The sequence below is a fragment of the Pseudomonas sp. 05N432 genome (genome assembly GCF_056396945.1).
In genome coordinates this window covers 354,990-379,297 of the sequence record NZ_JBFTMM010000001.1, presented here as the reverse complement: position 1 = coordinate 379,297, position 24,308 = coordinate 354,990, and the positions used below count along the sequence as shown (strand labels likewise).

The 24,308-nt window shown below is 59.6% G+C and carries 22 protein-coding genes; 13 read left to right on the top strand and 9 right to left on the bottom strand.

What is annotated here, in order from left to right; all coding sequences use genetic code 11:
* Positions 1-174: 174 nt before the first annotated feature.
* From dgcA to AC1DHT_RS01780, 3 genes are all read right to left on the bottom strand, one after another.
* Complete coding sequence (dgcA, locus tag AC1DHT_RS01790; RefSeq protein ID WP_427545906.1) at positions 175-2,235, bottom strand: dimethylglycine demethylation protein DgcA; 2,061 nt, start codon at positions 2,233-2,235, stop codon at positions 175-177.
* A 15-nt stretch (positions 2,236-2,250) separates the two neighbouring features.
* On the bottom strand, positions 2,251-2,781 hold the full coding sequence (locus AC1DHT_RS01785; RefSeq protein WP_008033249.1) for a DUF5943 domain-containing protein: 531 nt from the start codon (positions 2,779-2,781) through the stop codon (positions 2,251-2,253).
* A 162-nt stretch (positions 2,782-2,943) separates the two neighbouring features.
* Positions 2,944-3,921 carry a dipeptidase gene (locus AC1DHT_RS01780; protein WP_007907542.1) on the bottom strand — a complete coding sequence of 326 codons (978 nt, stop codon included), beginning with the start codon at positions 3,919-3,921 and terminating at the stop codon, positions 2,944-2,946.
* Positions 3,922-4,156: 235 nt separating this feature from the next.
* Here AC1DHT_RS01780 and AC1DHT_RS01775 point away from each other — a divergent pair, with 235 nt between their 5' ends.
* Entirely contained in the window at positions 4,157-4,558 is a 402-nt protein-coding gene (locus AC1DHT_RS01775; RefSeq protein ID WP_019694004.1) for a lysozyme inhibitor LprI family protein, read from the top strand.
* Between the two features lie 48 nt (positions 4,559-4,606).
* On the top strand, positions 4,607-5,023 hold the full coding sequence (locus AC1DHT_RS01770; protein ID WP_427545097.1) for a DUF3010 family protein: 417 nt from the start codon (positions 4,607-4,609) through the stop codon (positions 5,021-5,023).
* A 2-nt stretch (positions 5,024-5,025) separates the two neighbouring features.
* On the opposite strand, the gene AC1DHT_RS01765 is transcribed toward AC1DHT_RS01770, so the two are convergent.
* Both AC1DHT_RS01765 and AC1DHT_RS01760 read right to left on the bottom strand, forming a co-directional pair.
* Complete coding sequence (locus tag AC1DHT_RS01765; protein ID WP_427545099.1) at positions 5,026-6,207, bottom strand: ATP-binding protein; 1,182 nt, start codon at positions 6,205-6,207, stop codon at positions 5,026-5,028.
* A gap of 68 nt (positions 6,208-6,275) precedes the next feature.
* Positions 6,276-7,235 carry a GlxA family transcriptional regulator gene (locus AC1DHT_RS01760; protein ID WP_103322148.1) on the bottom strand — a complete coding sequence of 320 codons (960 nt, stop codon included), beginning with the start codon at positions 7,233-7,235 and terminating at the stop codon, positions 6,276-6,278.
* A gap of 194 nt (positions 7,236-7,429) precedes the next feature.
* Between AC1DHT_RS01760 and choX the strand changes: the two genes are divergently transcribed.
* The 6 genes from choX to AC1DHT_RS01730 all read left to right on the top strand — a co-directional run bounded on the left by choX (position 7,430) and on the right by AC1DHT_RS01730 (position 12,889).
* Complete coding sequence (gene choX / locus AC1DHT_RS01755) at positions 7,430-8,374, top strand: choline ABC transporter substrate-binding protein (RefSeq protein WP_054594384.1); 945 nt, start codon at positions 7,430-7,432, stop codon at positions 8,372-8,374.
* 86 nt (positions 8,375-8,460) lie between these two features.
* Positions 8,461-9,348 carry a 3-dehydrocarnitine:acetyl-CoA trimethylamine transferase CdhC gene (gene cdhC / locus AC1DHT_RS01750; RefSeq protein WP_019694008.1) on the top strand — a complete coding sequence of 296 codons (888 nt, stop codon included), beginning with the start codon at positions 8,461-8,463 and terminating at the stop codon, positions 9,346-9,348.
* Between the two features lie 144 nt (positions 9,349-9,492).
* Positions 9,493-10,458 carry an L-carnitine dehydrogenase gene (locus tag AC1DHT_RS01745; protein ID WP_427545101.1) on the top strand — a complete coding sequence of 322 codons (966 nt, stop codon included), beginning with the start codon at positions 9,493-9,495 and terminating at the stop codon, positions 10,456-10,458.
* 124 nt (positions 10,459-10,582) lie between these two features.
* Positions 10,583-11,059 carry a thioesterase family protein gene (locus AC1DHT_RS01740; RefSeq protein WP_442114413.1) on the top strand — a complete coding sequence of 159 codons (477 nt, stop codon included), beginning with the start codon at positions 10,583-10,585 and terminating at the stop codon, positions 11,057-11,059.
* A 21-nt stretch (positions 11,060-11,080) separates the two neighbouring features.
* Entirely contained in the window at positions 11,081-12,244 is a 1,164-nt protein-coding gene (locus AC1DHT_RS01735) for a gamma-butyrobetaine dioxygenase (protein WP_477761220.1), read from the top strand.
* Positions 12,245-12,625: 381 nt separating this feature from the next.
* Positions 12,626-12,889 (top strand): hypothetical protein, encoded by a 264-nt coding sequence (locus AC1DHT_RS01730; protein ID WP_427534024.1) that lies wholly within the window; start codon positions 12,626-12,628, stop codon positions 12,887-12,889.
* Between the two features lie 98 nt (positions 12,890-12,987).
* On the opposite strand, the gene gbdR is transcribed toward AC1DHT_RS01730, so the two are convergent.
* Both gbdR and AC1DHT_RS01720 read right to left on the bottom strand, forming a co-directional pair.
* Positions 12,988-14,091 (bottom strand): choline metabolism transcriptional regulator GbdR, encoded by a 1,104-nt coding sequence (gbdR, locus tag AC1DHT_RS01725; RefSeq protein ID WP_071553003.1) that lies wholly within the window; start codon positions 14,089-14,091, stop codon positions 12,988-12,990.
* Between the two features lie 513 nt (positions 14,092-14,604).
* A complete protein-coding gene (locus tag AC1DHT_RS01720) occupies positions 14,605-15,981 on the bottom strand; it encodes an L-serine ammonia-lyase (RefSeq protein WP_427545108.1) in 1,377 nt (458 codons plus the stop codon).
* A gap of 430 nt (positions 15,982-16,411) precedes the next feature.
* Here AC1DHT_RS01720 and AC1DHT_RS01715 point away from each other — a divergent pair, with 430 nt between their 5' ends.
* From AC1DHT_RS01715 to choV, 3 genes are all read left to right on the top strand, one after another.
* Complete coding sequence (locus AC1DHT_RS01715) at positions 16,412-17,362, top strand: choline ABC transporter substrate-binding protein (protein WP_427545110.1); 951 nt, start codon at positions 16,412-16,414, stop codon at positions 17,360-17,362.
* A 66-nt stretch (positions 17,363-17,428) separates the two neighbouring features.
* Positions 17,429-18,274, top strand: coding sequence for a choline ABC transporter permease subunit (gene choW / locus AC1DHT_RS01710; protein ID WP_427534632.1), 846 nt, complete (start codon positions 17,429-17,431; stop codon positions 18,272-18,274).
* Positions 18,271-19,449, top strand: coding sequence for a choline ABC transporter ATP-binding protein (choV, locus tag AC1DHT_RS01705; RefSeq protein WP_216743937.1), 1,179 nt, complete (start codon positions 18,271-18,273; stop codon positions 19,447-19,449). Before choW ends, choV begins: the two co-directional genes overlap by 4 nt.
* A gap of 189 nt (positions 19,450-19,638) precedes the next feature.
* Here choV and AC1DHT_RS01700 read toward each other — a convergent pair whose 3' ends face one another.
* Both AC1DHT_RS01700 and AC1DHT_RS01695 read right to left on the bottom strand, forming a co-directional pair.
* Positions 19,639-21,579, bottom strand: a complete 1,941-nt coding sequence (locus AC1DHT_RS01700) for a BCCT family transporter (protein ID WP_427545160.1) — start codon at positions 21,577-21,579, stop codon at positions 19,639-19,641.
* A gap of 120 nt (positions 21,580-21,699) precedes the next feature.
* Positions 21,700-21,837 carry a hypothetical protein gene (locus AC1DHT_RS01695; RefSeq protein ID WP_185019776.1) on the bottom strand — a complete coding sequence of 46 codons (138 nt, stop codon included), beginning with the start codon at positions 21,835-21,837 and terminating at the stop codon, positions 21,700-21,702.
* Between the two features lie 225 nt (positions 21,838-22,062).
* Between AC1DHT_RS01695 and betI the strand changes: the two genes are divergently transcribed.
* Positions 22,063-22,668 carry a transcriptional regulator BetI gene (gene betI / locus AC1DHT_RS01690; protein WP_427533366.1) on the top strand — a complete coding sequence of 202 codons (606 nt, stop codon included), beginning with the start codon at positions 22,063-22,065 and terminating at the stop codon, positions 22,666-22,668.
* Between the two features lie 95 nt (positions 22,669-22,763).
* The gene (gene betB, locus AC1DHT_RS01685; protein ID WP_427545112.1) at positions 22,764-24,236 is read left to right on the top strand and encodes a betaine-aldehyde dehydrogenase; all 1,473 of its coding nucleotides are present in this window, start codon (positions 22,764-22,766) and stop codon (positions 24,234-24,236) included.
* Positions 24,237-24,308 lie beyond the last annotated feature (72 nt).

The window sequence follows — 24,308 nt, the reverse complement described above, 5'->3', positions numbered from 1 at the left end:
CCGATGAGAGCGACGCACCTACTTGTGGCGAGGGAGCTTGCTCCCGCTGGAGTGCGAAGCGCTCCCAAAACAGTCTCAGGTGTACACCTGATACACCTCGACTGCAGGTTTTGGGGCTGCTTCGCAGCCCAGCGGGAGCAAGCTCCCTCGCCACAGGTGATGGTGGTAAATCCGTTAGAAATCCTTGCACAACCGCAACGCGTCGTAGATCGCCGCGTGCGTGTTGCGCTGGGCCACGCAGTCACCGATGCGGAACAGCAAGTAGCCGTCACCCGACTGGCTCAACGATGGCTGAGGCTTGATCGCGAACAAGGCTTCGATATCCATCTGGCCTTTGTTGCGCGAGCCTTCCTTCAGCGCGTAGTAGATTTCTTCGTCCGGCCGCACGCCGTTCTCGACCACGACCTGGTCGACCACCCGCTCCTCTTTGGCGCCGGTGTATTCGTTTTCCAGTACCGCCACCAGCTTGTCGCCTTCGCGGTAGACCTTATCGAGCATCATGTCGCCGGTCATGATCACTTCTTTCGGGTACATGCTGCGGTAGTACGTCGGGAACGACGTGCCGCCGATGGCCACGCCCGGCTTGATGTCGTCGGTGACGATCTCGACCTGGCTGCCCTTGTCGGCGAGGTAGTCGGCAACCGACATCCCGGTGAACTCGCAAATGGTGTCGTAGACCAGCACGTTCTTGCCCGGCGCAACCTTGCCGTCGAGCACGTCCCAACTGCTGACCACCAGGCCTTCAGCCGCGCCCCAGTGTTCGTTCTGCTCCAGGAACGGATGACCGCCAACGGCGAGCACCACGATGTCCGGACGCAGGTCGAGAATGGTCGCCGCGTCGGCGGCCACGCCCAGGCGCAGGTCGACCTTCAAACGCGCCAGTTCCAGCTGGAACCAACGGGTGATACCGGCGATCTGGTCCCGTTGCGGGGCTTTCGAGGCGGTAGTGATCTGTCCGCCGATGAATTCTTTCTTCTCGAACAGGGTCACGTCGTGGCCACGTTCGGCGGCTACACGTGCCGCTTCCATCCCCGCAGGGCCAGCACCGACCACCACGACTTTGCGTTTCACACCGGTCGATTTCTCGATGATGTGCGGTACGCCCATGTATTCACGGGAGGTCGCGGCGTTCTGGATGCACAGCACGTCCAGACCCTGGTACTGACGGTCGATGCAGTAGTTGGCACCCACGCATTGTTTGATCTGGTCGATCTGGCCCATCTTGATCTTGGCGATCAGGTGCGGGTCGGCGATGTGCGCACGGGTCATGCCGACCATGTCGACGTAACCGCCTTCCAGAATACGGGTTGCCTGGTTCGGGTCCTTGATGTTCTGCGCGTGCAGCACCGGGGCCTTGACCACTTCCTTGATACCGGCCGCCAAGTGCAGGAACGGCTCCGGTGGATAACTCATGTTGGGGATAACGTTGGCCAGGGTGTTGTGGGTATCGCACCCCGAACCCACGACGCCGATGAAGTCGATCATGCCGGTGTCGTCGTAGTACTTGGCGATCTGCTTCATGTCCTCATGGCTCAGGCCATCAGGGTGGAATTCGTCACCGCAGATACGGATGCCGACGCAGAAGTCCGGACCGACTTCCTTACGCACAGCCTTGATTACTTCCAGGCCGAAACGCATGCGGTTCTCGAAACTGCCGCCCCATTCGTCGGTACGTTTGTTGACGCGCGGGCTCCAGAACTGGTCGATCATGTGCTGGTGCACTGCCGACAGTTCTACGCCGTCCAGGCCACCGGCCTTGGCACGCGCAGCAGCACTGGCGTAGTTGCCGATCACCCGCCAGATTTCTTCCGGCTCGATGGTTTTGCAGGTCGCGCGGTGCACCGGTTCACGGATGCCCGACGGCGACAGCAGGGTCGGCCAATGCTCGCCATCCCAACGCGAACGACGGCCCATGTGGGTAATCTGGATCATGATCTTGGCGCCATGCTTGTGCATGGCATCAGCCAGGTTCTGGAAGTGCGGAATAATCCGGTCGTCGGCCAGGTTGACCGACTTCCACCAGCCTTGCGGGCTGTCGATGGCGACGCTGGAAGAACCGCCGCAAATCGCCAGGCCGATCCCGCCCTTGGCTTTCTCTTCGTAGTACTTCACGTACCGATCGGTGGTCATACCGCCGTCGGTGGCGTAAACCTCGGCGTGCGCGGTGCTGAGCACGCGGTTGCGGATGGTCAGTTTGCCGATTTGAATCGGCTGGAACATTGCTTCGAAAGCCATGGCAGGATCCTCGACTTACAACGGCTTGACGGTGAACAAGCCGTCGTCGTGGCCTTCTTCAGAGCCACCGTAAACCTGTTCGGCGACGGTGCGAATCTTGCTGCCGCGCGCTTGCAGGATCTGGTCCATGGCACCGGCAAACCAGCCAGTGAACATGTAGTCGACCTTGCGTCCGACCTTGCCGTAGACGTAGACGAATGCCGAGTGCTCGAGCTTGACGCTGGCAGTGCCTTTGTCGAGGTCGATGTCCTGGATCTTGAACAGGCCCCAGCCACGTTGCGACAGGCGCTTCATGTAGTGCTCGAACACCGCAACGCCTTCCAGGCCGTGGCATTCAGCTTCTTTTTCACACCAGTGCCAGGCGGACTTGTAGCCAGCCTTGTAGAGGATCTCGGCATAGGCGTCAGCGCCCAGCACTTCCTCGATGCCCATGTGGTTGTTGACGAAGAAGTGACGCGGTACATACAGCATCGGCAGGGCGTCAGAGGTCCAGACACCGGTTTCGCTGTCGACTTCGATTGGCAGTTGTGGGGCGATCTTGGCCATGCGTAAAACTCCAGAATTCGTTGTATTGAGGCGATATGTAGCAGCTGCCGAGGCACGAGGCTGCGTTGGGCTGCGAAGCGGCCCCCCGAGGGCGGTCCTGCGGACCGCAACGCAGCCTCGTACCTCGGCAGCTGCTACAGGGATAGTTGGTTGAAAATGGTGTTATTCACCCCAAACGTCTTTCAGGACGTTGACCCAGTTTTCGCCCATGATCTTGCGCACGACGCGCTCGGAATGGCCGCGCTTGAGCAGCGTTTCGGTCAGGTTCGGGAACTCGCCCACGGTGCGGATGCCCAGCGGGTTGATGATCTTGCCGAAGCTGGTCAGACGGCGGGCGTAGCCCTTGTCATGGGTCAGGTATTCGAAGAAGTCCTGGCCATGGCCCTGGGTGAAGTCGGTGCCGATGCCGATGGCGTCTTCGCCAACGATGTTCATGGTGTATTCGATGGCTTCGGCGTAATCGTCGATGGTCGAATCGATACCCTTGGCCAGGAACGGCGCGAACATGGTCACGCCGACGAAACCGCCGTGATCGGCGATGAACTTCAATTCTTCATCGGACTTGTTGCGCGGGTGCACTTTCAGACCCGACGGCAGGCAATGGGAGTAGCACACCGGCTTCTTGGATTCGAGGATGACTTCTTCGGAAGTCTTCGAGCCGACGTGGGACAGGTCGCACATGACGCCGACGCGGTTCATCTCGGCAACGATTTCACGACCGAAACCCGACAGGCCGCCATCGCGCTCGTAGCAACCGGTACCGACCAGGTTCTGGGTGTTGTAGCACATCTGCACAATACCGACGCCCAGCTGCTTGAAGACCTCGACATAGCCGATCTGGTCTTCGAAGGCGTGAGCGTTCTGGAAGCCGAACAGGATGCCGGTCTTGCCCTGCTCCTTGGCTTTGCGGATGTCGGCGGTGGTGCGCACCGGAATCACCAGGTCGCTGTTCTCACGGATCAGCTTCTGGCTGGCGGCGATGTTGTTGACGGTTGCCTGGAACCCCTCCCACACCGACACGGTGCAGTTGGCCGCGGTCAAGCCGCCTTTGCGCATATCTTCAAACAGCTCGCGGTTCCACTTGGCAATAATCAGCCCGTCGATAACGATGCTGTCGGCGTGCAATTCGGCTGGGCTCATCAGGCAGTCCCCTATTAGCGATTCATGCGCCGAATCGTCTGCCGGCGCTTTGGGTCAGCATATGCTTGAGGGACGGGGCAGCCGGGTGCAAAAACGACAGGGGAATTGCCGAAAGCGTCAATACGCGACAAAGGGTCTCACCGCAGGCCCTTTGCCCTCCTGTTCTTTCCCGAATAGTTGGGCCAGAATTCGCCGCATCACTGGATGCATTACTGGAACAAGGGGCGGCAACGCAATGAAATCGATCTTCCTGGCTTTGGCACTGATAGCGACCGGCGTACAGGCGGCAGAAGAAGCCGACAAAAACCCGTGCGATGCGGTCGAAAACGACGTCCAGACCCTGGAATGTTCGACCTATAGCAAAAACACCGCCGAACAACTGCTCAAGGACAATTTCCAGGGGTTGCTGGATCGGATGAAAACCCAATATGCGAACAACAAGGCGCAGTTGGCAGACATCACCGGCAAACTCCAGACTGCCGAGCAGCTCTGGATGAAATCGCGGGATGCCGATTGCGCGATTGCAGCGTTCCCCGCAGCGGTGGGCAGCAAGACCTACACCATGGACCTGAACGATTGCCTGGCGAGCAAGAGCGACGAACGGTCGGAGTTTCTGGAATCGATCGGCCAGCAGTAAGCGCGGTTCTACGGCCCGGCTACAGCCCCATCATCTCAAGGCGTGTCCATGAAAATCTGCGGTATCGAAATCAAAGGCAGCGAAGCGATCATCGCCGTTGCCTCCCTCGACAATCAGGTGCTGACTCATGTCGCACTGAGCACCAAAAAGATCGCCCTCGACGACGATGACGAAGCCGCCAACGTCAAAGCCTTCGCCGCGCAGGTCGGCGCCTTTGTTCGTGACAACGGCATTCAGCGCATCGCAATCAAGAAGCGCAGCAAAAAAGGCGAATTCGCCGGAGGCCCGACCACCTTCAAGATCGAAGGGGTTTTCCAGTTGCTGGACAACTGCGACGTCACCCTGCTCTCACCGCAGACCATCAATGCACAGAACAAGAAGTTCGACTTTGCCCTGCCGACGACGCTGAACAAGTATCAGCATGAGGCATACAAGGCGGCATGTTCCGGGTTGATGAAGAAGTAGGCTTACTGAGCCTTCTGGGCGCGATAGTGCTTGAGCCAGTCGGCAAACGACTTGTCCTCAAGCGCGTAAGCGCCGCGATTCGATTTCCAGACCAGTTCCTTTTCACGCAAGGCATCGATGCACGCCTGGATGGTCTGTGTGCCCGGCACCACCTCACTGCCCATCGCTTCCAGTGCTTTTGTCACCGCAACCAACGTCGCGTCGGTGAAGGGTGCAAAAGGTTCGTTGCTCTGCGAACGCTCGACCATGACTTGCAATACTGCACGCTGTGCAACGGTCAGGGCGTTCCAGGCGCTTTCAAACTCAGTCCACACGCCGGCACGCAACAATTCGGCGCTGCTTCGTAGCAATTGGCTCAGATTGCTTGCTTCGCCCAGTTCCAGGGCTACCTCACCAATAATGGTCCGGAGCATTTCAGGACGGCGCCCCACTAATTCGAAAGCCTCGTCGATGTCTTCAGCGACAAACTGGTTGGTCTGCGCCAAATGGGCATTCAAATGAACGGTGTAGGCTTGGGTGAACGCTTTGCTCAATAGAGGGAACGGAGTAATGCTGGAACCGTAGAAAGGCTGGTTTCGGCTCAGCACAAGGTGAGCCAGTTTGTCGCGATTGGAGCCGGTGAACACCAGACGCAAACCACTGGAATCGCCTTCACGCCCTTGATTCAGCTGGTCCCGAGCGGCCTTGAGCCCAAACATGGCGTTGACTCCCGCGTCAGTGCTCAACGCATGCTGTGCTTCGTCGATCACCAGCACAACAGTCTTGCCAGCAGCGTTGTGCAGCAGTTCCAGGGCTTGAGTCAGCGTCGCGCCTTCGGGCAATTGTGGCTTGCTGAAATCCCAGGACAGCGTACGCAGAAAACTGAGTTTTTCGACGCCCATCGACTTGGCCAGTTTTCGAATGCCCTTCTCATACGGCACCAATGCCCCCGCAATTGCGGTGGCAATCAGGTCAGCAGGATCTTTTTCCCTGTTAGCCCAGAGATCAACGTAGACCGTCAACCAACCTCGGGATTCACATTCCGGTATCAGGTCTTCGCGCAGGAAGGTGCTTTTCCCTGTACGCCGTGGCGCGGCCAGGAACAGGCCAGAGGTGTAGTCCTGGATTCCGGTCCCCATCAAGCCATCGGCAATATTTTGAGCCAGGCTGGGGCGACGAAATACAAAACCGGTGTTTTTCGACATGGCTTTATACTCAATTATTGAAACTACTATAATTTATAGTGTCGAGTATAAATCACTGTAAATGCCTGTCAAACCACCTCCCGCCCATCCCCCAATCGCCGTCGATCCTCGCGCGGGCAGCGGGCAAACCGGGTCCGATAACTGCGGGTGAAATACGACGGCGATTCAAACCCGCAGGCGATGCTCACTTCCAGCACGCTCATGTCGGTCTGGCGCAGCAGTTGCCGGGCTTTTTCCAGTCTTAGCCCCAGGTAGAAATTGCTCGGCGTGTCGTTGAGGTGCAAGCGGAACAGCCGCTCAAGCTGACGTCGCGTCACCTTGATCGAGTCCGCCAGTTCCAGCGTGCTGAGCGGCGGCTCGCTGTGTTGTTCCATCTCGCCAATGACGTGCACCAGTTTCTTGTTGCTGATGCCATAGCGCGTGGCGATCTGCATGCGTTGGTGGTCTTTGCGCGGGCGGATGCGCCCGAGCACGAACTGCTCGCTGACCTGGATCGCCAACTCGGGGCCGTGAGCCTGGGCGATCAGGTCAAGCATCAGGTCGATAGAGGCTGTGCCACCGGCGGAGGTGATGCGGCGCCGGTCGATCTCGAACAGCTCCTGGGTCACGCTGAGCTGTGGATAAGACTCCTTGAACGCATCGATGGCTTCCCAGTGCAGGGTCACGCGGTGGCCGTCGAGCAGCCCCGCTTCGGCGAGGACAAAACTGCCGGTGTCGATGCCACCCAAGGTCACGCCATCGTGATCCAGGCGACGCAGCCAGTGCTCCAGTGTCGGGTTGACGAACTTCAATGGCTCGAACCCCGCGACCACCAGCAAGGTCGCGCCCTTTTTCAGTGGTTCCAGCGCCGCATCGGCGTTGAGCGACATGCCGTTGCTGGCCAATACCGGACCGCCGTCGGCGCTCAGCACATGCCAGCGGTACAACTCGCCGCGAAAGCGGTTGGCCACCCGCAACGGTTCGATCGCCGAGATGAAACCGATGGCCGAGAAACCCGGCATCAACAGAAAGTAGAAATCCTGGGACATGGAACGCACTCGGATGGCGGGCAGCGTGTGGACGTTGATACGCCACTTGCAAGCGACAGACAAGAGCACAGGTCGCTGCAGTGCAAGAGCTGGTCGCCGCTGTGCGTTTTCTGCAGGGTTCAGCTGCGTAACGTGACATCACCGGCGCACAGAGACGCCGGACCCCACAATAACGACCTGCCGAGGATCCCACCATGAAACGACTGATCAGCAGCTGCGTTCTCGCACTCAGTGGTACCGCTTTCTTGAGTTCCGGCGCAATGGCTGCCGACCCCGCCGCCTGCCAGAACGTGCGCATGGGCGTGGTGAACTGGACCGACGTGATCGCCACCAGCGCCATGACCCAGGTCCTGCTCGATGGCCTCGGCTACAAGACCAAACAAACCAGTGCTTCCCAGCAAATCATCTTTGCCGGCATCCGCGACCAGCGCCTGGACATGTTCCTCGGCTACTGGAATCCGCTGATGACCCAGACCATCACTCCGTTTGTCGCCGGCAAGCAGGTGACCGTCCTGAGCGAACCGAGCCTCAAGGATGCCCGTGCCACCCTGGCCGTGCCGACCTACCTCGCCGACAAGGGCCTGAAAACCTTCGCCGATATCGCCAAGTTCGAAAAAGAACTGGGCGGCAAGATCTACGGCATCGAGCCGGGTTCGGGCGCCAACACCCAGATCAAGGAAATGATCGCCAAGAACCAGTTCGGCCTGGGCAAATTCCAGCTGGTCGAATCCAGTGAGGCCGGCATGCTCGCGGCAGTCGATCGCGCCGTACGACGCAACGAAGCCGTGGTGTTCTTCGGCTGGGCGCCGCACCCGATGAACGTCAACGTGAAAATGACCTACCTCACCGGCAGCCAGGACGCCCTGGGCCCGAATGAAGGCTCGGCCACCGTCTGGACCGTGACCGCCCCGAACTACGCCAGCCAGTGCCCGAACGTCAGCCGCTTGCTGAGCAACCTGACGTTCACCGCCGAAGACGAGAGCCGGATGATGCAACCGCTGCTCGATCACAAGGACGCGTTCGAATCAGCCAAGCAATGGCTCAAGGATCACCCGCAAGACAAGCAGCGCTGGCTTGAAGGCGTGACCACCTTCGACGGCAAACCGGCTGCCGAGAACCTGCAACTGAGCAGTCAATAAACCCGAATGAATCCCCTCTTCGCAGCCGGTTTCGGCTGCGAGCGGGCCCGCTACGCCCAAAAATCATGTCTGAAGGAAACCGCACCATGAACCACGACGTCATCATCACCTGCGCACTCACCGGTGCTGGCGACACGACCGCCAAGAGCCCACACGTGCCGGTCACCCCAAAACAGATCGCGGCCGCGGCCGTGGAAGCCGCCAAAGCCGGCGCCACCGTGGTCCACTGCCACGTGCGCAACCCTGAAACCGGCAAGTTCAGCCGCGATGTGGCGCTGTACCGTGAAGTGATGGAGCGCATCCGCGAAGCGGACGTCGACATCATCGTCAACCTGACGGCTGGCATGGGCGGCGACCTGGAAATCGGCGCTGGCGAGAACCCGATGGAGTTCGGCCCGAACACCGACCTGGTTGGCCCGCTGACCCGTCTGGCTCACGTCGAAGAGCTGCTGCCGGAAATCTGCACACTCGACTGCGGCACCCTGAACTTCGGCGACGGCGACACCATTTACGTCTCCACCCCGGCCCAGCTACGCGCTGGCGCCAAACGCATTCAAGAGCTGGGCGTAAAAGCCGAGCTGGAAATCTTCGACACCGGTCACCTGTGGTTTGCCAAACAGTTGATCAAGGAAGGCCTGCTCGACGACCCGCTGTTCCAGCTGTGCCTGGGCATCCCATGGGGCGCACCGGCTGACACCACCACCATGAAAGCCATGGTCGACAACCTGCCGGCCAATGCGGTCTGGGCCGGGTTTGGCATCGGTCGCATGCAAATGCCGATGGCGGCTCAAGCGGTGCTGCTGGGCGGCAACGTGCGGGTCGGGCTGGAAGACAACATCTGGCTGGATCGCGGCGTACTGGCGACCAACGGCCAACTGGTCGAACGTGCCAGCGAAATCCTCAGCCGCCTCGGCGCCCGCGTTCTGACCCCAGCCGAAGGCCGGGCGAAGATGGGCCTGACCAAGCGCGGTTAAACCACACCACACCTATTTCCCCCCGTGGGAGTGAGCCTGCTCGCGATGGCGTCAGTACATCCAACGCATATCTGCGGCAGGAATACCGCCATCGCGAGCAGGCTCGCTCCCACACAGGATCACCAAATCTTCCAGGAATTCACCATGAGCTTTATCACCGAAATCAAAACATTCGCCGCACTGGGCAGTGGTGTCATCGGCAGCGGCTGGGTATCCCGCGCCCTCGCCCATGGTCTTGATGTGGTGGCCTGGGACCCGGCGCCTGGCGCCGAAGCCGCGCTGCGCAAACGTGTCGCCAATGCCTGGGGTGCGCTGGAAAAACAAGGCCTGGCACCCGGCGCATCACAGGATCGCCTGCGCTTTGTCGCAACCATCGAAGAATGCGTGCGCGATGCCGACTTCATCCAGGAAAGCGCCCCGGAACGCTTTGAACTGAAGCTCGAACTGCACAGCAAAATCAGTGCAGCGGCCAAGCCCAATGCACTGATCGGCTCCAGCACTTCAGGGCTGTTGCCGAGCGAGTTCTACGAGGGCTCGACCCACCCGGAACGTTGCGTGGTCGGCCATCCGTTCAACCCGGTTTATCTGTTGCCACTGGTGGAAGTGGTCGGCGGCAAGAACACGGCACCGGAAGCGGTGCAGGCAGCCATGAAGGTGTACGAATCGCTGGGCATGCGCCCGCTGCATGTGCGCAAGGAAGTACCAGGCTTTATCGCTGACCGTCTGCTCGAAGCACTGTGGCGCGAGGCACTGCACCTGGTCAACGACGGCGTGGCAACCACCGGCGAAATCGACGATGCAATCCGTTTTGGCGCGGGGTTGCGCTGGTCGTTCATGGGTACGTTCCTGACCTACACCCTGGCCGGTGGCGATGCTGGTATGCGGCACTTCATGGCACAGTTCGGTCCGGCGCTGCAACTGCCGTGGACTTACCTGCCCGCACCGGAACTGACCGACAAGCTGATCGACGACGTGGTCGACGGCACCAGCGATCAACTGGGCAAACACAGCATTTCGGCGCTGGAGCGCTATCGTGATGACTGTTTGTTGGCGGTGCTGGAGGCAGTGAAAACCACCAAGGCCAAACATGGCATGACCTTCAGCGAATAACCCGCCAGCAGGTCCGCCCCCATCGCGAGCAGGCTCGCTCCCACAAAGACAGCGTAAACCCTGTGGGAGCGAGCCTGCTCGCGATAGCGTCAGTCCTGTCACCACCAACGTCGGAACCTGAACAATGCCAACCCTCACCACCTACACAACCACCATCGCCCCCGACTGGGTCGACTACAACGGCCATCTGCGCGATGCGTTTTACCTGCTGATCTTCAGCTACGCCACCGATGCGCTGATGGATCAATTGGGCATGGACAGCAACAACCGCGAAGCCAGCGGCAACTCGCTGTTCACCCTCGAACTGCACCTCAATTACCTGCACGAAGTGAAGCTCGGCGCCGAGGTCGAGGTGCACACCCAGATCATTGGTCACGACCGTAAACGCCTGCACCTCTATCACAGCCTGCATCTGGTCGGCGACGAAAAGGAATTGGCGGGCAACGAACAAATGCTGCTGCACGTCGACCTCGCGGGGCCACGCTCGGCACCGTTCAGCGAGCCGGTACTGAACAAACTGCTGGCCATGACCGCATTGCAATCGGACCTGCCCACCCCTGCCTACATTGGCCGCGTGATCGCCCTACCGCCTGAAAAATAACAATCAAGACAAGGAGCTCGCATGAACACCGCCGCCGCTGTTGCCGACTTCCGCAGTTACCCTTTGATCAGTGCGTTGACCACCGTGCAAACCCTGGCGGATCACGTGCTGGTGAAGTGGGCCGATGGTCGGGTCAGCCCCTTTCATCATCAATGGTTGCGCGACAACTGTCCGTGCCCGGTTTGCGTGTATGCCGTGACCCGCGAACAGGTGCTGGAAATCGTCGATGTCGCTGAAGATCTGTCCCCCTCCGTAGCCCAAGTGGATGCGCAGGGCTGTCTGTCTATCGACTGGCTCGACGGCCATACCAGCCGCTTCGATCCCGGCTGGTTGCGTGCTCACGCCTATGACGATGAATCCCGCGCCGAACGTTGTGCCGGCAAACCGAAAAGCCAACTGTGGAACAGCCAACTGAAGCTGCCGGTGTTCGAGTACCAGGCGGTGATGGACGATCCCAAGGCACTGCTGCAATGGCTTCTGGCACTGCGCGATATCGGCCTGTCCCAAGTACGCGGCATCCCTACCGAACCCGGCTCGCTGACACACATCGCCAAGCGGATTTCGTTTATCCGCGAGAGCAATTTCGGCGTTTTGTTCAACGTGCAATCCAAGGCCGACGCCGACAGCAACGCTTACACCGCGTTCAACCTGCCACTGCACAGCGATCTGCCGACACGAGAGTTGCAACCGGGGCTGCAATTTCTGCATTGCCTGGTCAATGACGCGAACGGTGGCGAGAGCATTTTTGTCGACGGGTTTGCCATTGCCGACGCCTTGCGTCAGGAAGACCCCGAGGCCTTCCGGGCGCTGTGCGAGATCCCCGTGGAGTTTCGCAACAAGGACCGCCACAGCGACTACCGCTGCCTGGCACCGATCATCGCCCTCGATRCGCTGGGGCACGTGTCGGAAATCCGCATGGCGAATTTCCTGCGGGGGCCGTTCGATGCATCGGTCGAGCAAATGCCCAGGTTGTACCGGGCCTATCGACGGTTTATCGCCATGACCCGCGAAGCGCGTTTCAGGCTTATCACCCGACTCAATCCTGGTGAAATGTGGTGCTTCGACAACCGCCGAACCCTGCATGCCCGTAACGCTTTCGACCCCAGCAGCGGCGCCCGGCATTTCCAGGGCTGCTACATCGATCGCGATGAATTGTTGTCGCGCATTTTGGTGTTGCAACGTTAGACCGCGTCATCGTTCATCGTCGGAACGCCGCCCGGAGCAGGCTCGCTCCCACAGGGGTATGCGATCCCATGTGGGAGCGAGCCTGCTCGCGATGGCGGTAGACCGGACACCCATAACGACCTGATTCACAGACAAAAAAAAGCCCCGATCAAGCCGTGACAGGATCGAGGCAGAAGTTACTGTTGAGGAGCTGTTGCGCGAGGGTGACCAAACCTTCGTGAAGCCAGCTGAGTCCAGTGTGCCGACTCCCCACTCACGCAAGTTAGTCGAAAACGACCTGTTCATAGGTATAGCGGCCATTGCGACAAATCGTCCTTGCCCCGTCCCATCACCCCTACCAGAATCGAACCACGACACCGTTCCCTGAAGAAGGATTGCGTCATGATGCACGCTGATTTGATTGACCAGGAAGACCTGTTGGGCCAGCTCAAGGCACGCGGATTTGAAGTCCCGATGGGGGCCACTGCAGAGCAGGCCTGTGAATGCGCGGTACGTGGCCTGGATGACATGCGAGCCTATGAGCTGCGCAAAATGGTCAAGGACATGTACACCAGCAGCGCAACGATTCTGCCCGCCGTGCGCCAGGCGATCGACAAGCAACTGCTGCCGGCATTGGCGCTGTACCAGCAAAGCCGTAGCGCCTGATAGATCACCATCGCGAGCAGGCTCGCTCCCACATTGGTTTTGTGTCGTTCACAGATCCAGTGTGGGAGCGAGCAGGCTCGCGATGAAGGCGCTGCGGTTTAGAGCCTTACACTAGCGAAAGTCGACTCGTTACGCGCCTGACTCAACGCCGACATCGGCCCGGACAACGGTGCCAGCACCAGTGCCTGCGGAATCGGCATCATCGCCACCTGTTGGGTGGTGTTGGAACCGACGCGCTCGTCACGCGGTGGAATGCCGAAGTATTCGCGGTAGCACTTGGAGAAGTGCGGTGTGGACACAAAGCCGCAGACCGAGGCCACTTCGATGATCGACATCGGCGTTTGCTTGAGCAATTGCCGGGCGCGGATCAGCCGCAGCTTGAGGTAGTAGCGCGACGGCGAGCAGTGCAGGTATTTCTGGAACAGCCGCTCCAGCTGACGACGTGAAACGGCGACATACACCGCCAGTTCATCGAGGTCGATCGGCTCTTCAAGGTTGGCCTCCATCAGCGCGACGATTTCCTGCAACTTCGGCTGATTGGTGCCGAGCATGTGCTTGAGCGGCACGCGCTGGTGATCCTGTTCATTGCGGATGCGCTCGTAGACGAACATTTCCGAGATTGCTGCCGACAGTTCACGGCCATGGTCGCGACTGATCAGGTGCAGCATCATGTCCAGTGGCGCGGTGCCGCCGGAGCTGGTGAACCGGTTACGGTCGAGGGTGAACAAGCGAGTGCTCATGGCCACCCGCGGGAAAGCTTCCTGCATCGACGCCAGACATTCCCAGTGCACGCTGCAATCGAAACCATCCAGCAGACCGGCACACGCCAGGGCCCAGCTACCGGTGCAGACCGCACCGAGACGGCGCGACTGACGGGCCTGGCTTTGCAGCCACGACACGTGTTCACGGGTTACGGTGCGTTGAATGCCGATGCCGCCACAGACAATCACGGTGTCCAGGGCCGGGGCTTTGTGCATGGAGGCGTCAGGAGTGATTTGCAGGCCGTCACTGGCCCAGACCTGACCGCCATCAACGGTGAGGGTGCTCCAGCGATACAGCTCGCGACCGGACAATTGGTTGGCCATGCGCAGGGGTTCTACGGCAGAAGCCAGGGAAATCAGCGTGAAATTGTCCAGCAGCAAAAAGCCGATGGATTGAGGCGCACGGTTCTGGGGTTGGGCCCCTGAGTTGAACGACGTCATCGCGGTATCTCCTCACACAAAGCGGGTGATGGCCTCAGGCGGAGGCTCTTGTTATGGCCATCGTTCTCTTGCGTGAGACGGGGCTTTGTTATGACAGAGCAATTGCCATGCCTAAAGTTGAATGCGCATTCAATAACTCCTGAAAACGACGTCGCGATGTGTCTATATGTGTCTATAGAGCTCAGTCGACGCGTAAGGGTTATCAGGCTGGCAGATGCCCTACCCCGCGGGGTGTGAGCAAATCGGTAGCACTTTTTGGAAGCGCATCAACAGTGCCGGGGAAGAGTGTCACCCAAGGCACAGGTGACGAGCGGTCAGAGCCCGGAATGACGTCTGACCGTTGGGGTATTTGTTGCCTGATTGCGACGCGCTAAAAGGTGGCGCTCAGTTGGATCAGTGTTCACTTAACGCGCAGTTTTGACTGGTTCGCCCTCTTCGCGAGCAGGCTCGCTCCCACAGGATTTGCGCTGCCAATGTGGGAGCGAGCCTGCTCGCGATAGGGTCAATTGGGTCTCAGCACTCTACCGCGCTGACCGCCAACCCACCGCGCGATGTCTCTTTGTATTTATCGTGCATGTCGGCGCCGGTATCGCGCATAGTGCGGATCACCCGGTCCAGCGAGATGAAGTGTTGACCGTCACCGCGCAGGGCCATTTGTGCAGCGTTGATAGCCTTCACCGCGGCAATCGCGTTGCGCTCGATGCACGGCACCTGCACCAGTCCGCCGACCGGGTCGCACGTCAGGCCAAGGTTGTGCTCCAGGCCGATTTCCGCCGCGTTGCAGAGTTGCTCCGGCGTCGCACCAAGAATCTCCGCCAGCCCTGCCGCCGCCATCGCGCAGGCCGAACCGACTTCACCCTGGCAACCGACTTCAGCACCGGAAATCGAGGCGTTCTTTTTACACAGGATCCCGACCGCCGCCGCACCGAGGAAATAGTCGACGACGTTAGCGTCCGTCACCGCCTCGCTGAACTTCATGAAGTAGTGCAACACCGCCGGGATGATCCCGGCCGCGCCGTTAGTCGGTGCCGTGACCATCCGCCCGCCTGCCGCATTTTCTTCGTTGACCGCGAGGGCGAACAGGTTGACCCACTCCATGGCGCTCAAGGTCGAGCCGATCACGTTGGGCTTGTTCAACTCTTGCAGGCTGCGATGCAGCTTAGCGGCACGGCGGCGTACATTCAGACCGCCAGGCAGGATGCCTTCGTGCTTGAGACCCTGCTCGACGCAGTCCTGCATGGCGCGCCAGAGTTTCATCAGGCCGCTGCGGATTTCCTCTTCCGAACGCCAGACCTTTTCGTTCGCCATCATCAATTCGGCGACGCGCAAATTGTGTTTCTTGCACAGGGCAAGCAGCTCCGCTGCGCTGGAAAAATCGTAAGGCAACACGGTGCTGTCCAGATCGACCACGCCGCTTGAAGCCTGCGCCTCATCAACGACAAAACCACCGCCGACTGAATAGTAGGTGTCGCGGTGCAACTCACCGTTTTCACCTTCAGCCACCAGGGTCATCGCATTGGGATGGAATGGCAGGTTCTCATCGATCAGGCGCATGTCCCGGGCCCAGATGAAGGGCACCGGCAAGCGACCGTCGAGCAACAGTGTGTGGGTTTCACGCAGGGTTTCGATGCGAATGCCGATTTGCGACGGGTCAATCGCGTCCGGCCATTCGCCCATCAAACCCATGATCACCGCATTGTCGCTGCCGTGACCGATGCCGGTGGCCGACAACGAACCGAACAGCTGGACCTCGATCCGGTGCACCTGCTCCAGCAGCCCCTTCTCGCGCAGCGACTCGACGAATAACGCCGCAGCGCGCATAGGCCCCACCGTGTGGGAACTAGAGGGGCCAATACCGATTTTGAACAGGTCGAAAACACTGATAGCCATGACTTGCGAGACTCCTCGATGAGCAGATTCCAGGTGTCAAAGCACCCGGTGACGGAGCTGCTACGCTCAAGCTGCGATCCGCCGAGATAACCCATCATCGGGCTTTTGCGATGTCGTTCGACGTCTCACACCGACGTACCCATGTCCACTAACGCCGCTGGCCGCAGACGGCATATTTTGGCCGTTTTTTTACAGTTCAGAGGACTAAAAAGCGCTGAAAAAAGCTGTAAACGACCTCACCGACACTGGAAGCGACCATCCCTGTACTGGATACGACGCACCCTGTAGGCGTCAGAATTTCACTGGTCCATGATCAGTCTCGACTCGATTGCACGGCGCTGTGGTAGAGCAGTCTTCATAACGCCGACCAACCGCAACACTCATAAGTGCGGTCAGAACACCGCCATAAAAAACACTCAGGAGTCCACCCATGAAAATAGGTTCCCCGTCGTTGTTGTTGGCCGCGATGCTGAGTCTGCCGCTTCTGGCTCATGCCGCAGAACCGGCGCAGTGCAGCACCGTAAACTTCTCCGATGTCGGCTGGACCGACATTACGGCCACCACCGCGACCACCAGCGTCGTGCTCGACGCGCTGGGCTACAAGACCAAGACCACCATGATTTCCGTTCCGGTGACCTACAAGTCCCTGGCCGACGGCAAGAACATGGACGTGTTCCTCGGCAACTGGATGCCGACCATGGAAAACGACATCAAGGCCTACCGCGATGCCGGCACCGTGGAAACCGTGCGCACCAACCTCAAAGGCGCCAAGTACACCCTGGCGGTGCCACAAGCGCTTTACGACAAAGGCCTGCATGACTTCGCCGATATAACCAAATTCAAGAAAGAACTCGACGGCAAAATCTATGGGATCGAGCCGGGTAACGATGGCAACCGCCTGATCCAGAGTATGATCGACAAGAACGCCTTCGGCCTCAAAGACGCTGGTTTCAAAGTGGTCGAGTCCAGTGAAGCCGGCATGCTCTCCCAGGTCGACCGCGCTCAGAAGCGCAACACCGCCGTGGTGTTCCTGGGCTGGGCACCGCACCCGATGAACAAGCGCTTCAAGATCCAGTACCTCACCGGTGGCGATGATTATTTCGGCCCGGATTTCGGTGCGGCGACAGTCCTGACCAATACCCGCAAGGGCTACACCCAGGAATGCAGCAACGTTGGCCAGTTGCTGAAGAATCTGGAGTTCACCGTAGACATGGAAAGCTCGCTGATGGGCAACATCCTGGACGACAAGATGAAGCCTGAAGCAGCTGCCAAGGCCTGGCTGAAAAAGAACCCACAGGTACTCGATACCTGGCTCGCTGGCGTGACCACCATTGACGGTAAACCTGGCCTGGAAGCCGTGAAAGCCAAGCTTGCACAGTAATCGTTGACGCCGGGCGAGTTCGCTCGCCCGGGCTGTTTTTTTCCTCGCATGCGGACGTTCACTACCATGCTGATTGATCAGAAAATCCCTTTAGGCCAGTACATCGCTGCCTTCGTTGAATGGTTGACGCAACACGGCGCCAGCACATTCGATGCGATCGCCACGACACTGGAAACGATGATCCACGGCGTGACGTTTGCGCTGACCTGGTTCAACCCGCTGGCACTGATCGGATTGATCGCACTGCTGGCTCACTTCATCCAACGCAAATGGGGCCTGACCGCTTTCGTGATCGCCTCCTTCCTGCTGATCCTCAATCTGGGTTACTGGCAGGAAACCATGGAAACCCTCGCCCAGGTTCTGTTCGCTACCTTTGTCTGCGTGATCATCGGCGTGCCGTTGGGCATCGTCGCCGCGCACAAACCGATGTTCTACACGCTGATGCGTCCGGTGCTCGATCTGATGCAGACCGTACCGACGTTCGTGTACCTCATTCCTACCCTGACCCTGTTCGGTCTGGGTGTGGTCCCGGGTCTGATTTCAACGGTAGTGTTCGCGATTGCCGCGCCTATCCGCCTGACCTACCTGGGCATCCGCGATGTGCCGCAAGAACTGATGGACGCTGGCAAGGCCTTTGGCTGCTCGCGCCGTCAACTGCTCTCGCGTATTGAACTGCCCCACGCCATGCCAAGCATCGCAGCCGGTATCACCCAGTGCATCATGCTGTCGTTGTCGATGGTGGTGATCGCGGCACTGGTGGGCGCCGACGGCCTGGGCAAACCTGTGGTCAACGCACTGAACACTGCTGATATCGCCCTGGGCTTCGAAGCCGGGTTGGCGATCGTACTGCTGGCGATCATGCTCGACCGTATCTGCAAACAACCCGAAGCTAAAGTAGGGGGTGACGCATGAGCATAATTCGCTTCGATAAGGTCGACGTAATCTTCTCCAAGGATCCACGCGAGGCCCTCAAGCTGCTGGATCAGGGCATGACCCGCGACCAGATCCTGAAAAAAACCGGGCAAATCGTTGGCGTTGAAAAAGCCAGCCTGGACATCGAGAAAGGCGAAATCTGCGTGCTGATGGGCCTCTCCGGCTCCGGCAAATCCAGCCTGCTGCGCTGCATCAACGGCTTGAACACGGTCAGCCGTGGCAAGCTGTTCGTCGAACATGAAGGCCGCCAGATCGACATCGCTTCCTGCACCCCGGCCGAGCTGAAAATGATGCGCACCAAGCGCATCGCCATGGTGTTCCAGAAGTTCGCCCTGATGCCTTGGCTGACGGTGCGCGAGAACATCAGCTTCGGCCTCGAAATGCAGGGTCGTCCCGAGAAGGAACGTCGCCAGCTGGTCGATGACAAGCTCGAACTGGTGGGCCTGACCCAATGGCGCAACAAGAAGCCCGACGAACTTTCCGGCGGCATGCAGCAACGTGTGGGCCTGGCCCGCGCGCTGGCGATGGACGCCGACATCCTGCTGATGGACGAACCCTTCTCGGCACTTGACCCGCTGATTCGCCAAGGCCTGCAAGACGAACTGCTGGAACTGCAGCGCAAGCTGCACAAGACCATCGTCTTCGTCAGTCACGACCTCGATGAAGCGCTGAAACTTGGTAGCCGTATCGCGATCATGAAAGACGGCCGGATCATCCAGTACAGCAAACCGGAAGAAATCGTCCTCAACCCGGCCGATGACTACGTGCGGACCTTCGTCGCGCACACCAACCCGCTGAACGTACTGTGCGGTCGCAGCCTGATGCGCACGCTGGACAACTGCAAACGCATCAACGGTTCGGTGTGCCTGGATCCGGGCGGCGATTCGTGGCTGGACCTGGCCGAAGGCAACACCATCAAGGGTGCACGCCAGAACGGCTCAAGCCTGGACCTGCAGAACTGGGTACCGGGGCAAGCGGTGGAAGGCCTGGGCCGTCGCCCAACGCTGGTGGACTCGAACATCGGCATGCGCGACGCGCTGCAGATTCGTTATCAGACCGGCAACAAGCTGGTACTGCATGACAACAATAAAGTGGTGGGGATTCTCGGCGACAGCGAGCTGTACCACGCGCTGCTCGGCAAGAACCTGGGGTAAGACAGCAGACACAAAAACGCCGCGAGAGGATCGCGGCGTTTTTGTTAGTGCACTGACCTGTGGGAGCGAGCCTGCTCGCGATGAGGGTCTTACATTCAACATCAACGTTGTCTGACCCACTGCTATCGCGAGCAGGCTCGCTCCCACAAGGATTGCGGTGCAGTTGATATGCACCGCGTCACTCAAGTCTTAGCTATAGACACGGCCCAGGAGCTGTCGATGGCTTTCAAACTGATCGAGCACATCACGGGTGATCTGATCCTGAGTGAAGCCCATCAAGTCGTACTCCTGGCTGCCGTTGTGCAGGTACACCTCGGCGCGGTAGTAACGCGTGCGCGCTTCATCCGGGTTCGGCGACTCGCTCGGCGCAGCCAGATAGCCGTCCAGGCTCACTTCGTAGACAAACGGGTTGCCCTCCTCCATCTCGATCCGCACGCCCATGCAACGCTTGGCTTTACCCAGCAACGTTTGCACATCCAGACCCTGAGTACGCAATTGCCCCGCCGCATCTTCCAGCGCCGGGCTGACGTGTTTGTCCATGAAGCGCTGAACGATCGACTGGCTCGGTTGCAGGTCCAGCTGGGTCAAACGCTCGCTAAAACCACGACGACCACGTGCCGCCAGCTCGGCTTGTTCCTGCTCGATCTGCACGTCCTGACGCATGGCCTTGTGCAAGCCGAACATGAAGAACACCAGCACCACCGAGAACGGCAGGCCGGCCAGCACCACCATGGTTTGCATGGCTTCGAAATTACCGGCGAACAGCAACCCAATGGTCACCAGCGTGATCACTACCGACCAGAAGATCCGCAGCCAGTGCGGGGCGTCTTCGTCGACGTTGCCGCCCTTGCAGGACAGGTTCGCCATCATCACCGCGCCAGAGTCGGCCGGGGTCAGGAACAACACGAAACCGACAAAAATCGACACGCCGATCACGATCTTCGACGCCGGGTAATGCTCAAGCAGTTGATAGATCGCCATGGACGGTTGCTCCAGCGCCGTCTTCCCGAGCTCCACCGCCCCGTGGTTCATCACCAGATCCAGCGCCGAGTTACCGAAGATCGACAACCAGGCCAAGGTGAAGCCCAGCGGAATCAGCAGCACGCCGGCCACCAGCTCACGCACGGTACGACCGCGAGAAATACGTGCGATGAACATGCCTACGAATGGCGCCCAGGAAATCCACCAGGCCCAATAGAACAGAGTCCACAGGCCCAACCAGCGCTCGGATTTGGCGTTGTCGGCTTCGTACACGTACAGGTCGAAAGTTTTCAGCACCACCCCGTTCAGGTAGTCGCCGATGTTCTGCACGAAGCCGTTGAGCAGGTGCAGGGTCGGGCCGAACAGCAGGACGAAAATCAGCAGGCCGCTGAACAGCACGATGTTCAGGTTGGACAGACGACGGATGCCGTTTTCCACGCCCGACACGGCAGCGATGGTCGCTACCGTGCTCATCACAATGATCACGATCAGCAGGTTGGTATTGCTGTGCTCCATGCCGAACAGGTTCTCAAGACCCGACGACACTTGCAGCGAACCAATCCCCAGGTTGGTCACCAGCCCCAGCAGGGTCACGAACATGCCAAAGCCGTCCACCGCATGACCGGCCGCGCCTTTGACCCAACGCTCGCCCACCAGCGGATACAGCGCCGAACGCAACGCCAGCGGCTGGTTATGACGGTATGCAAAGTACGCCACGGCCAAGCCGACCAAGGCGTAGATCGCCCAGCCGTGCAGGCCCCAATGCAGGAATGTCAGTTGCACCGCCTGACGCGCAGCCAAGTTGCTGCCCGCCACGCCTTCCGGCGGATTGAAGTAGTGATCCAGCGGTTCGGATGCACCGAAGTACAGCAGCGAGATGCCGATACCGGACGAGAACAGCATCCCGGCCCAGGCGCCATAGCTGAAGTCCGGAGTGTCGTCCTTGCTGCCCAGTTTGAGCTTGCCGTAGGACGAGAACGCCAGGCCGACGACGAATACCAAATAGGCGGCGATCACCACCATGTAGTACCAGCCGAAACTGCGCGACAACCAGGCCTGAGCGATCCCCAGCATTCTCCCGGCTTCTTGTGGCGCGGCGATGAGGATGGCGGTCAGCAGCAGGATCAATGCGGTCGAGGTGTAGAACACCCAGCCGTTGACCGCCACCTTCTCGGGTGGGGTCTTTATAAGAGAGGCAGAACTCATTGCACAGATGCTCCAGGCAGTGCGAGAGAAAGACACAAGGCAAAGCAGCACCCGACCAATCGGTTAGTTGGCAGCCGACCTGCGGGTGATATAAAGACACCCCGAAAAAAGCCCGAAACCGCGGCAGCCGTGTTGAAAACCGACCTCGATGATCGCGCGCGCGTACATGACGCAGCGCATGACCCTGAGCGTCTTGCCCATACAACGCGTCCATTGAAATCGGTTCGCAGCATGCCCTGTGCGGGTTTCGAGCATTTTTCGGATGTCGTTTTTCCGCCAACCACATGTAGGAAAAACCTGTAGGCAGCGACGATTTGTCGCAGATCTTATTCTTTGTTGATTGAACGTTCAATCAAAACAAAATAGACTGGCCCTCAATCCGGTAGCCGTTTTTCGCCCACCGGGAGGCCTAAGGAGATGTGCAAGATGCCCAAGGTCGGTATGCAACCCATCCGCCGTCAGCAGTTGATCGCAGCCACATTGCAGGCCGTCGATCAGGTCGGGATGGGGGACGCCAGCATTGCGCTGATCGCCCGTTTGGCCGGTGTCTCGAATGGCATCATCAGTCACTATTTTCAGGACAAGAATGGCCTGATCGCCGCCACGATGCGGTATCTGATGAGCGTCCTCAGCGAGAACGTCACCGCGCGCCGCCTGGCGCTGGGAGATAACAGCCCGCGGGCTCATCTTCGGGTGATTATCGAAGGCAACTTCGACGCCAGCCAGGTCAATGGCCCGGCAATGAAAACCTGGTTGGCCTTCTGGGCAACCAGCATGCACCAACCGTCTTTACACAGGTTGCAGCGGATCAACGATCACCGCCTGTATTCCAACCTGTGCTGCGAGTTCCGCCGAGTGCTGCCGCTTGATCAGGCACGCAGCGCAGCACGCGGGCTGGCAGCCCTGATTGATGGTTTGTGGTTGCGCGGCGCGCTGTCGGGAGACGCTTTCGACACCGAGCAGGCGCAACGAATCGCTTACGAATATATGGATATCCAACTGGCTAAACAGGAGCTGCTAGAGCACACATAACCGCTCGGCCCCTGAACGGCGACTGATCAACGTGCCCAGGCTGTACGGCACGCCCAGTGGTTAACGCCAATAACTAATGCACTTGCGAGGACTCTATGGCCCGTTTCGAACTGCAAAAACTTTACATCGACGGCGGTTACTCCGACGCCAGCGGCGACGCCACCTTCGAAGCCATCAACCCGGCTAACGGTGAAGTTCTCGCCAAAGTGCAACGTGCAACCTTCGCCGACGTTGAGCGCGCTGTCGTCAGCGCCGAAAAAGGCCAGAAAATCTGGGCCGCGATGACGGCCATGGAGCGTTCGCGCATCCTGCGTCGCGCCGTTGAAATCCTGCGCGAGCGCAACGATGAACTGGCCGCACTGGAAACCCTGGACACCGGCAAGGCGTACTCCGAAACCCGTTACGTCGACATCGTTACCGGCGCTGACGTACTGGAATACTACGCAGGCCTGGTGCCGGCCATCGAAGGCGAGCAAATCCCGCTGCGCACCACGTCGTTCGTTTACACCCGTCGCGAGCCCCTGGGCATCGTGGCCGGTATCGGCGCGTGGAACTACCCGATCCAGATCGCCCTGTGGAAATCCGCTCCAGCCCTGGCGGCCGGTAACGCGATGATCTTCAAACCGAGCGAAGTCACTTCCCTGACCACCCTGAAACTGGCTGAGATCTACACCGAAGCAGGCCTGCCAGCGGGCGTGTTCAACGTTCTGACCGGCAGCGGCCGTGAAGTCGGCACCTGGCTGACCGAGCACCCACGCATCGAAAAAATCTCCTTCACCGGCGGCACCGACACCGGCAAGAAGGTCATGGCCAGCGCTTCCGGTTCGTCCTTGAAAGACGTGACCATGGAACTGGGCGGCAAATCCCCACTGATCATTTTCGACGACGCTGACCTGGATCGCGCCGCCGACACCGCGATGATGGCCAACTTCTACAGCTCCGGCCAGGTCTGCACCAACGGCACTCGCGTGTTCGTACCGAGCCACCTGAAAGCCGCTTTCGAAGCCAAGATCGTGGAACGCGTTGCGCGCATCCGCGTCGGCAACCCGCAAGACGAAAACACCAACTTCGGCCCGCTGGTCAGCTTCGCCCACATGGAAAGCGTGCTCGGCTACATCGCCAAAGGTAAGGAAGAAGGCGCACGCCTGCTGTGCGGCGGCGAGCGTCTGACCGAAGGCGAATTCGCCAAAGGCGCCTTCGTGGCACCGACCGTGTTCACCGACTGCACCGACGAGATGACCATCGTTCGTGAAGAAATCTTCGGCCCGGTGATGAGCATCCTGACTTACGAAACCGAAGAAGAAGTGATCCGCCGCGCCAACGACACCGAGTTCGGCCTGGCTGCCGGCGTCGTGACCCGCGACCTGAACCGCGCTCACCGCGTGATTCATCAACTGGAAGCCGGTATCTGCTGGATCAACGCCTGGGGCGAGTCCGACGCCAAGATGCCGGTCGGCGGCTACAAGCAGTCGGGCGTGGGCCGCGAGAACGGCATCAGCTCGCTGAACAACTTCACCCGCATCAAATCGGTACAGGTCGAGCTGGGCGATTACGCCTCGGTGTTCTAAGGCGCAATTTACTTCGCCTGCGAGGCCGTCATCGCGAGCAGGCTCGCTCCCACAGGGACCCCATTCCAATGT

Coding starts and splice junctions, on each gene's coding strand:
- dgcA (WP_427545906.1), bottom strand. CDS start 2,235: ATGGCTTTCGAAGCAATGTTCCAGCCGATTCAAATCGGCAAACTGACC.
- AC1DHT_RS01785 (WP_008033249.1), bottom strand. CDS start 2,781: ATGGCCAAGATCGCCCCACAACTGCCAATCGAAGTCGACAGCGAAACC.
- AC1DHT_RS01780 (WP_007907542.1), bottom strand. CDS start 3,921: ATGAGCCCAGCCGAATTGCACGCCGACAGCATCGTTATCGACGGGCTG.
- AC1DHT_RS01775 (WP_019694004.1), top strand. CDS start 4,157: ATGAAATCGATCTTCCTGGCTTTGGCACTGATAGCGACCGGCGTACAG.
- AC1DHT_RS01770 (WP_427545097.1), top strand. CDS start 4,607: ATGAAAATCTGCGGTATCGAAATCAAAGGCAGCGAAGCGATCATCGCC.
- AC1DHT_RS01765 (WP_427545099.1), bottom strand. CDS start 6,207: ATGTCGAAAAACACCGGTTTTGTATTTCGTCGCCCCAGCCTGGCTCAA.
- AC1DHT_RS01760 (WP_103322148.1), bottom strand. CDS start 7,235: ATGTCCCAGGATTTCTACTTTCTGTTGATGCCGGGTTTCTCGGCCATC.
- choX (WP_054594384.1), top strand. CDS start 7,430: ATGAAACGACTGATCAGCAGCTGCGTTCTCGCACTCAGTGGTACCGCT.
- cdhC (WP_019694008.1), top strand. CDS start 8,461: ATGAACCACGACGTCATCATCACCTGCGCACTCACCGGTGCTGGCGAC.
- AC1DHT_RS01745 (WP_427545101.1), top strand. CDS start 9,493: ATGAGCTTTATCACCGAAATCAAAACATTCGCCGCACTGGGCAGTGGT.
- AC1DHT_RS01740 (WP_442114413.1), top strand. CDS start 10,583: ATGCCAACCCTCACCACCTACACAACCACCATCGCCCCCGACTGGGTC.
- AC1DHT_RS01730 (WP_427534024.1), top strand. CDS start 12,626: ATGATGCACGCTGATTTGATTGACCAGGAAGACCTGTTGGGCCAGCTC.
- gbdR (WP_071553003.1), bottom strand. CDS start 14,091: ATGACGTCGTTCAACTCAGGGGCCCAACCCCAGAACCGTGCGCCTCAA.
- AC1DHT_RS01720 (WP_427545108.1), bottom strand. CDS start 15,981: ATGGCTATCAGTGTTTTCGACCTGTTCAAAATCGGTATTGGCCCCTCT.
- AC1DHT_RS01715 (WP_427545110.1), top strand. CDS start 16,412: ATGAAAATAGGTTCCCCGTCGTTGTTGTTGGCCGCGATGCTGAGTCTG.
- choW (WP_427534632.1), top strand. CDS start 17,429: ATGCTGATTGATCAGAAAATCCCTTTAGGCCAGTACATCGCTGCCTTC.
- choV (WP_216743937.1), top strand. CDS start 18,271: ATGAGCATAATTCGCTTCGATAAGGTCGACGTAATCTTCTCCAAGGAT.
- AC1DHT_RS01695 (WP_185019776.1), bottom strand. CDS start 21,837: ATGGGCAAGACGCTCAGGGTCATGCGCTGCGTCATGTACGCGCGCGCG.
- betI (WP_427533366.1), top strand. CDS start 22,063: ATGCCCAAGGTCGGTATGCAACCCATCCGCCGTCAGCAGTTGATCGCA.
- betB (WP_427545112.1), top strand. CDS start 22,764: ATGGCCCGTTTCGAACTGCAAAAACTTTACATCGACGGCGGTTACTCC.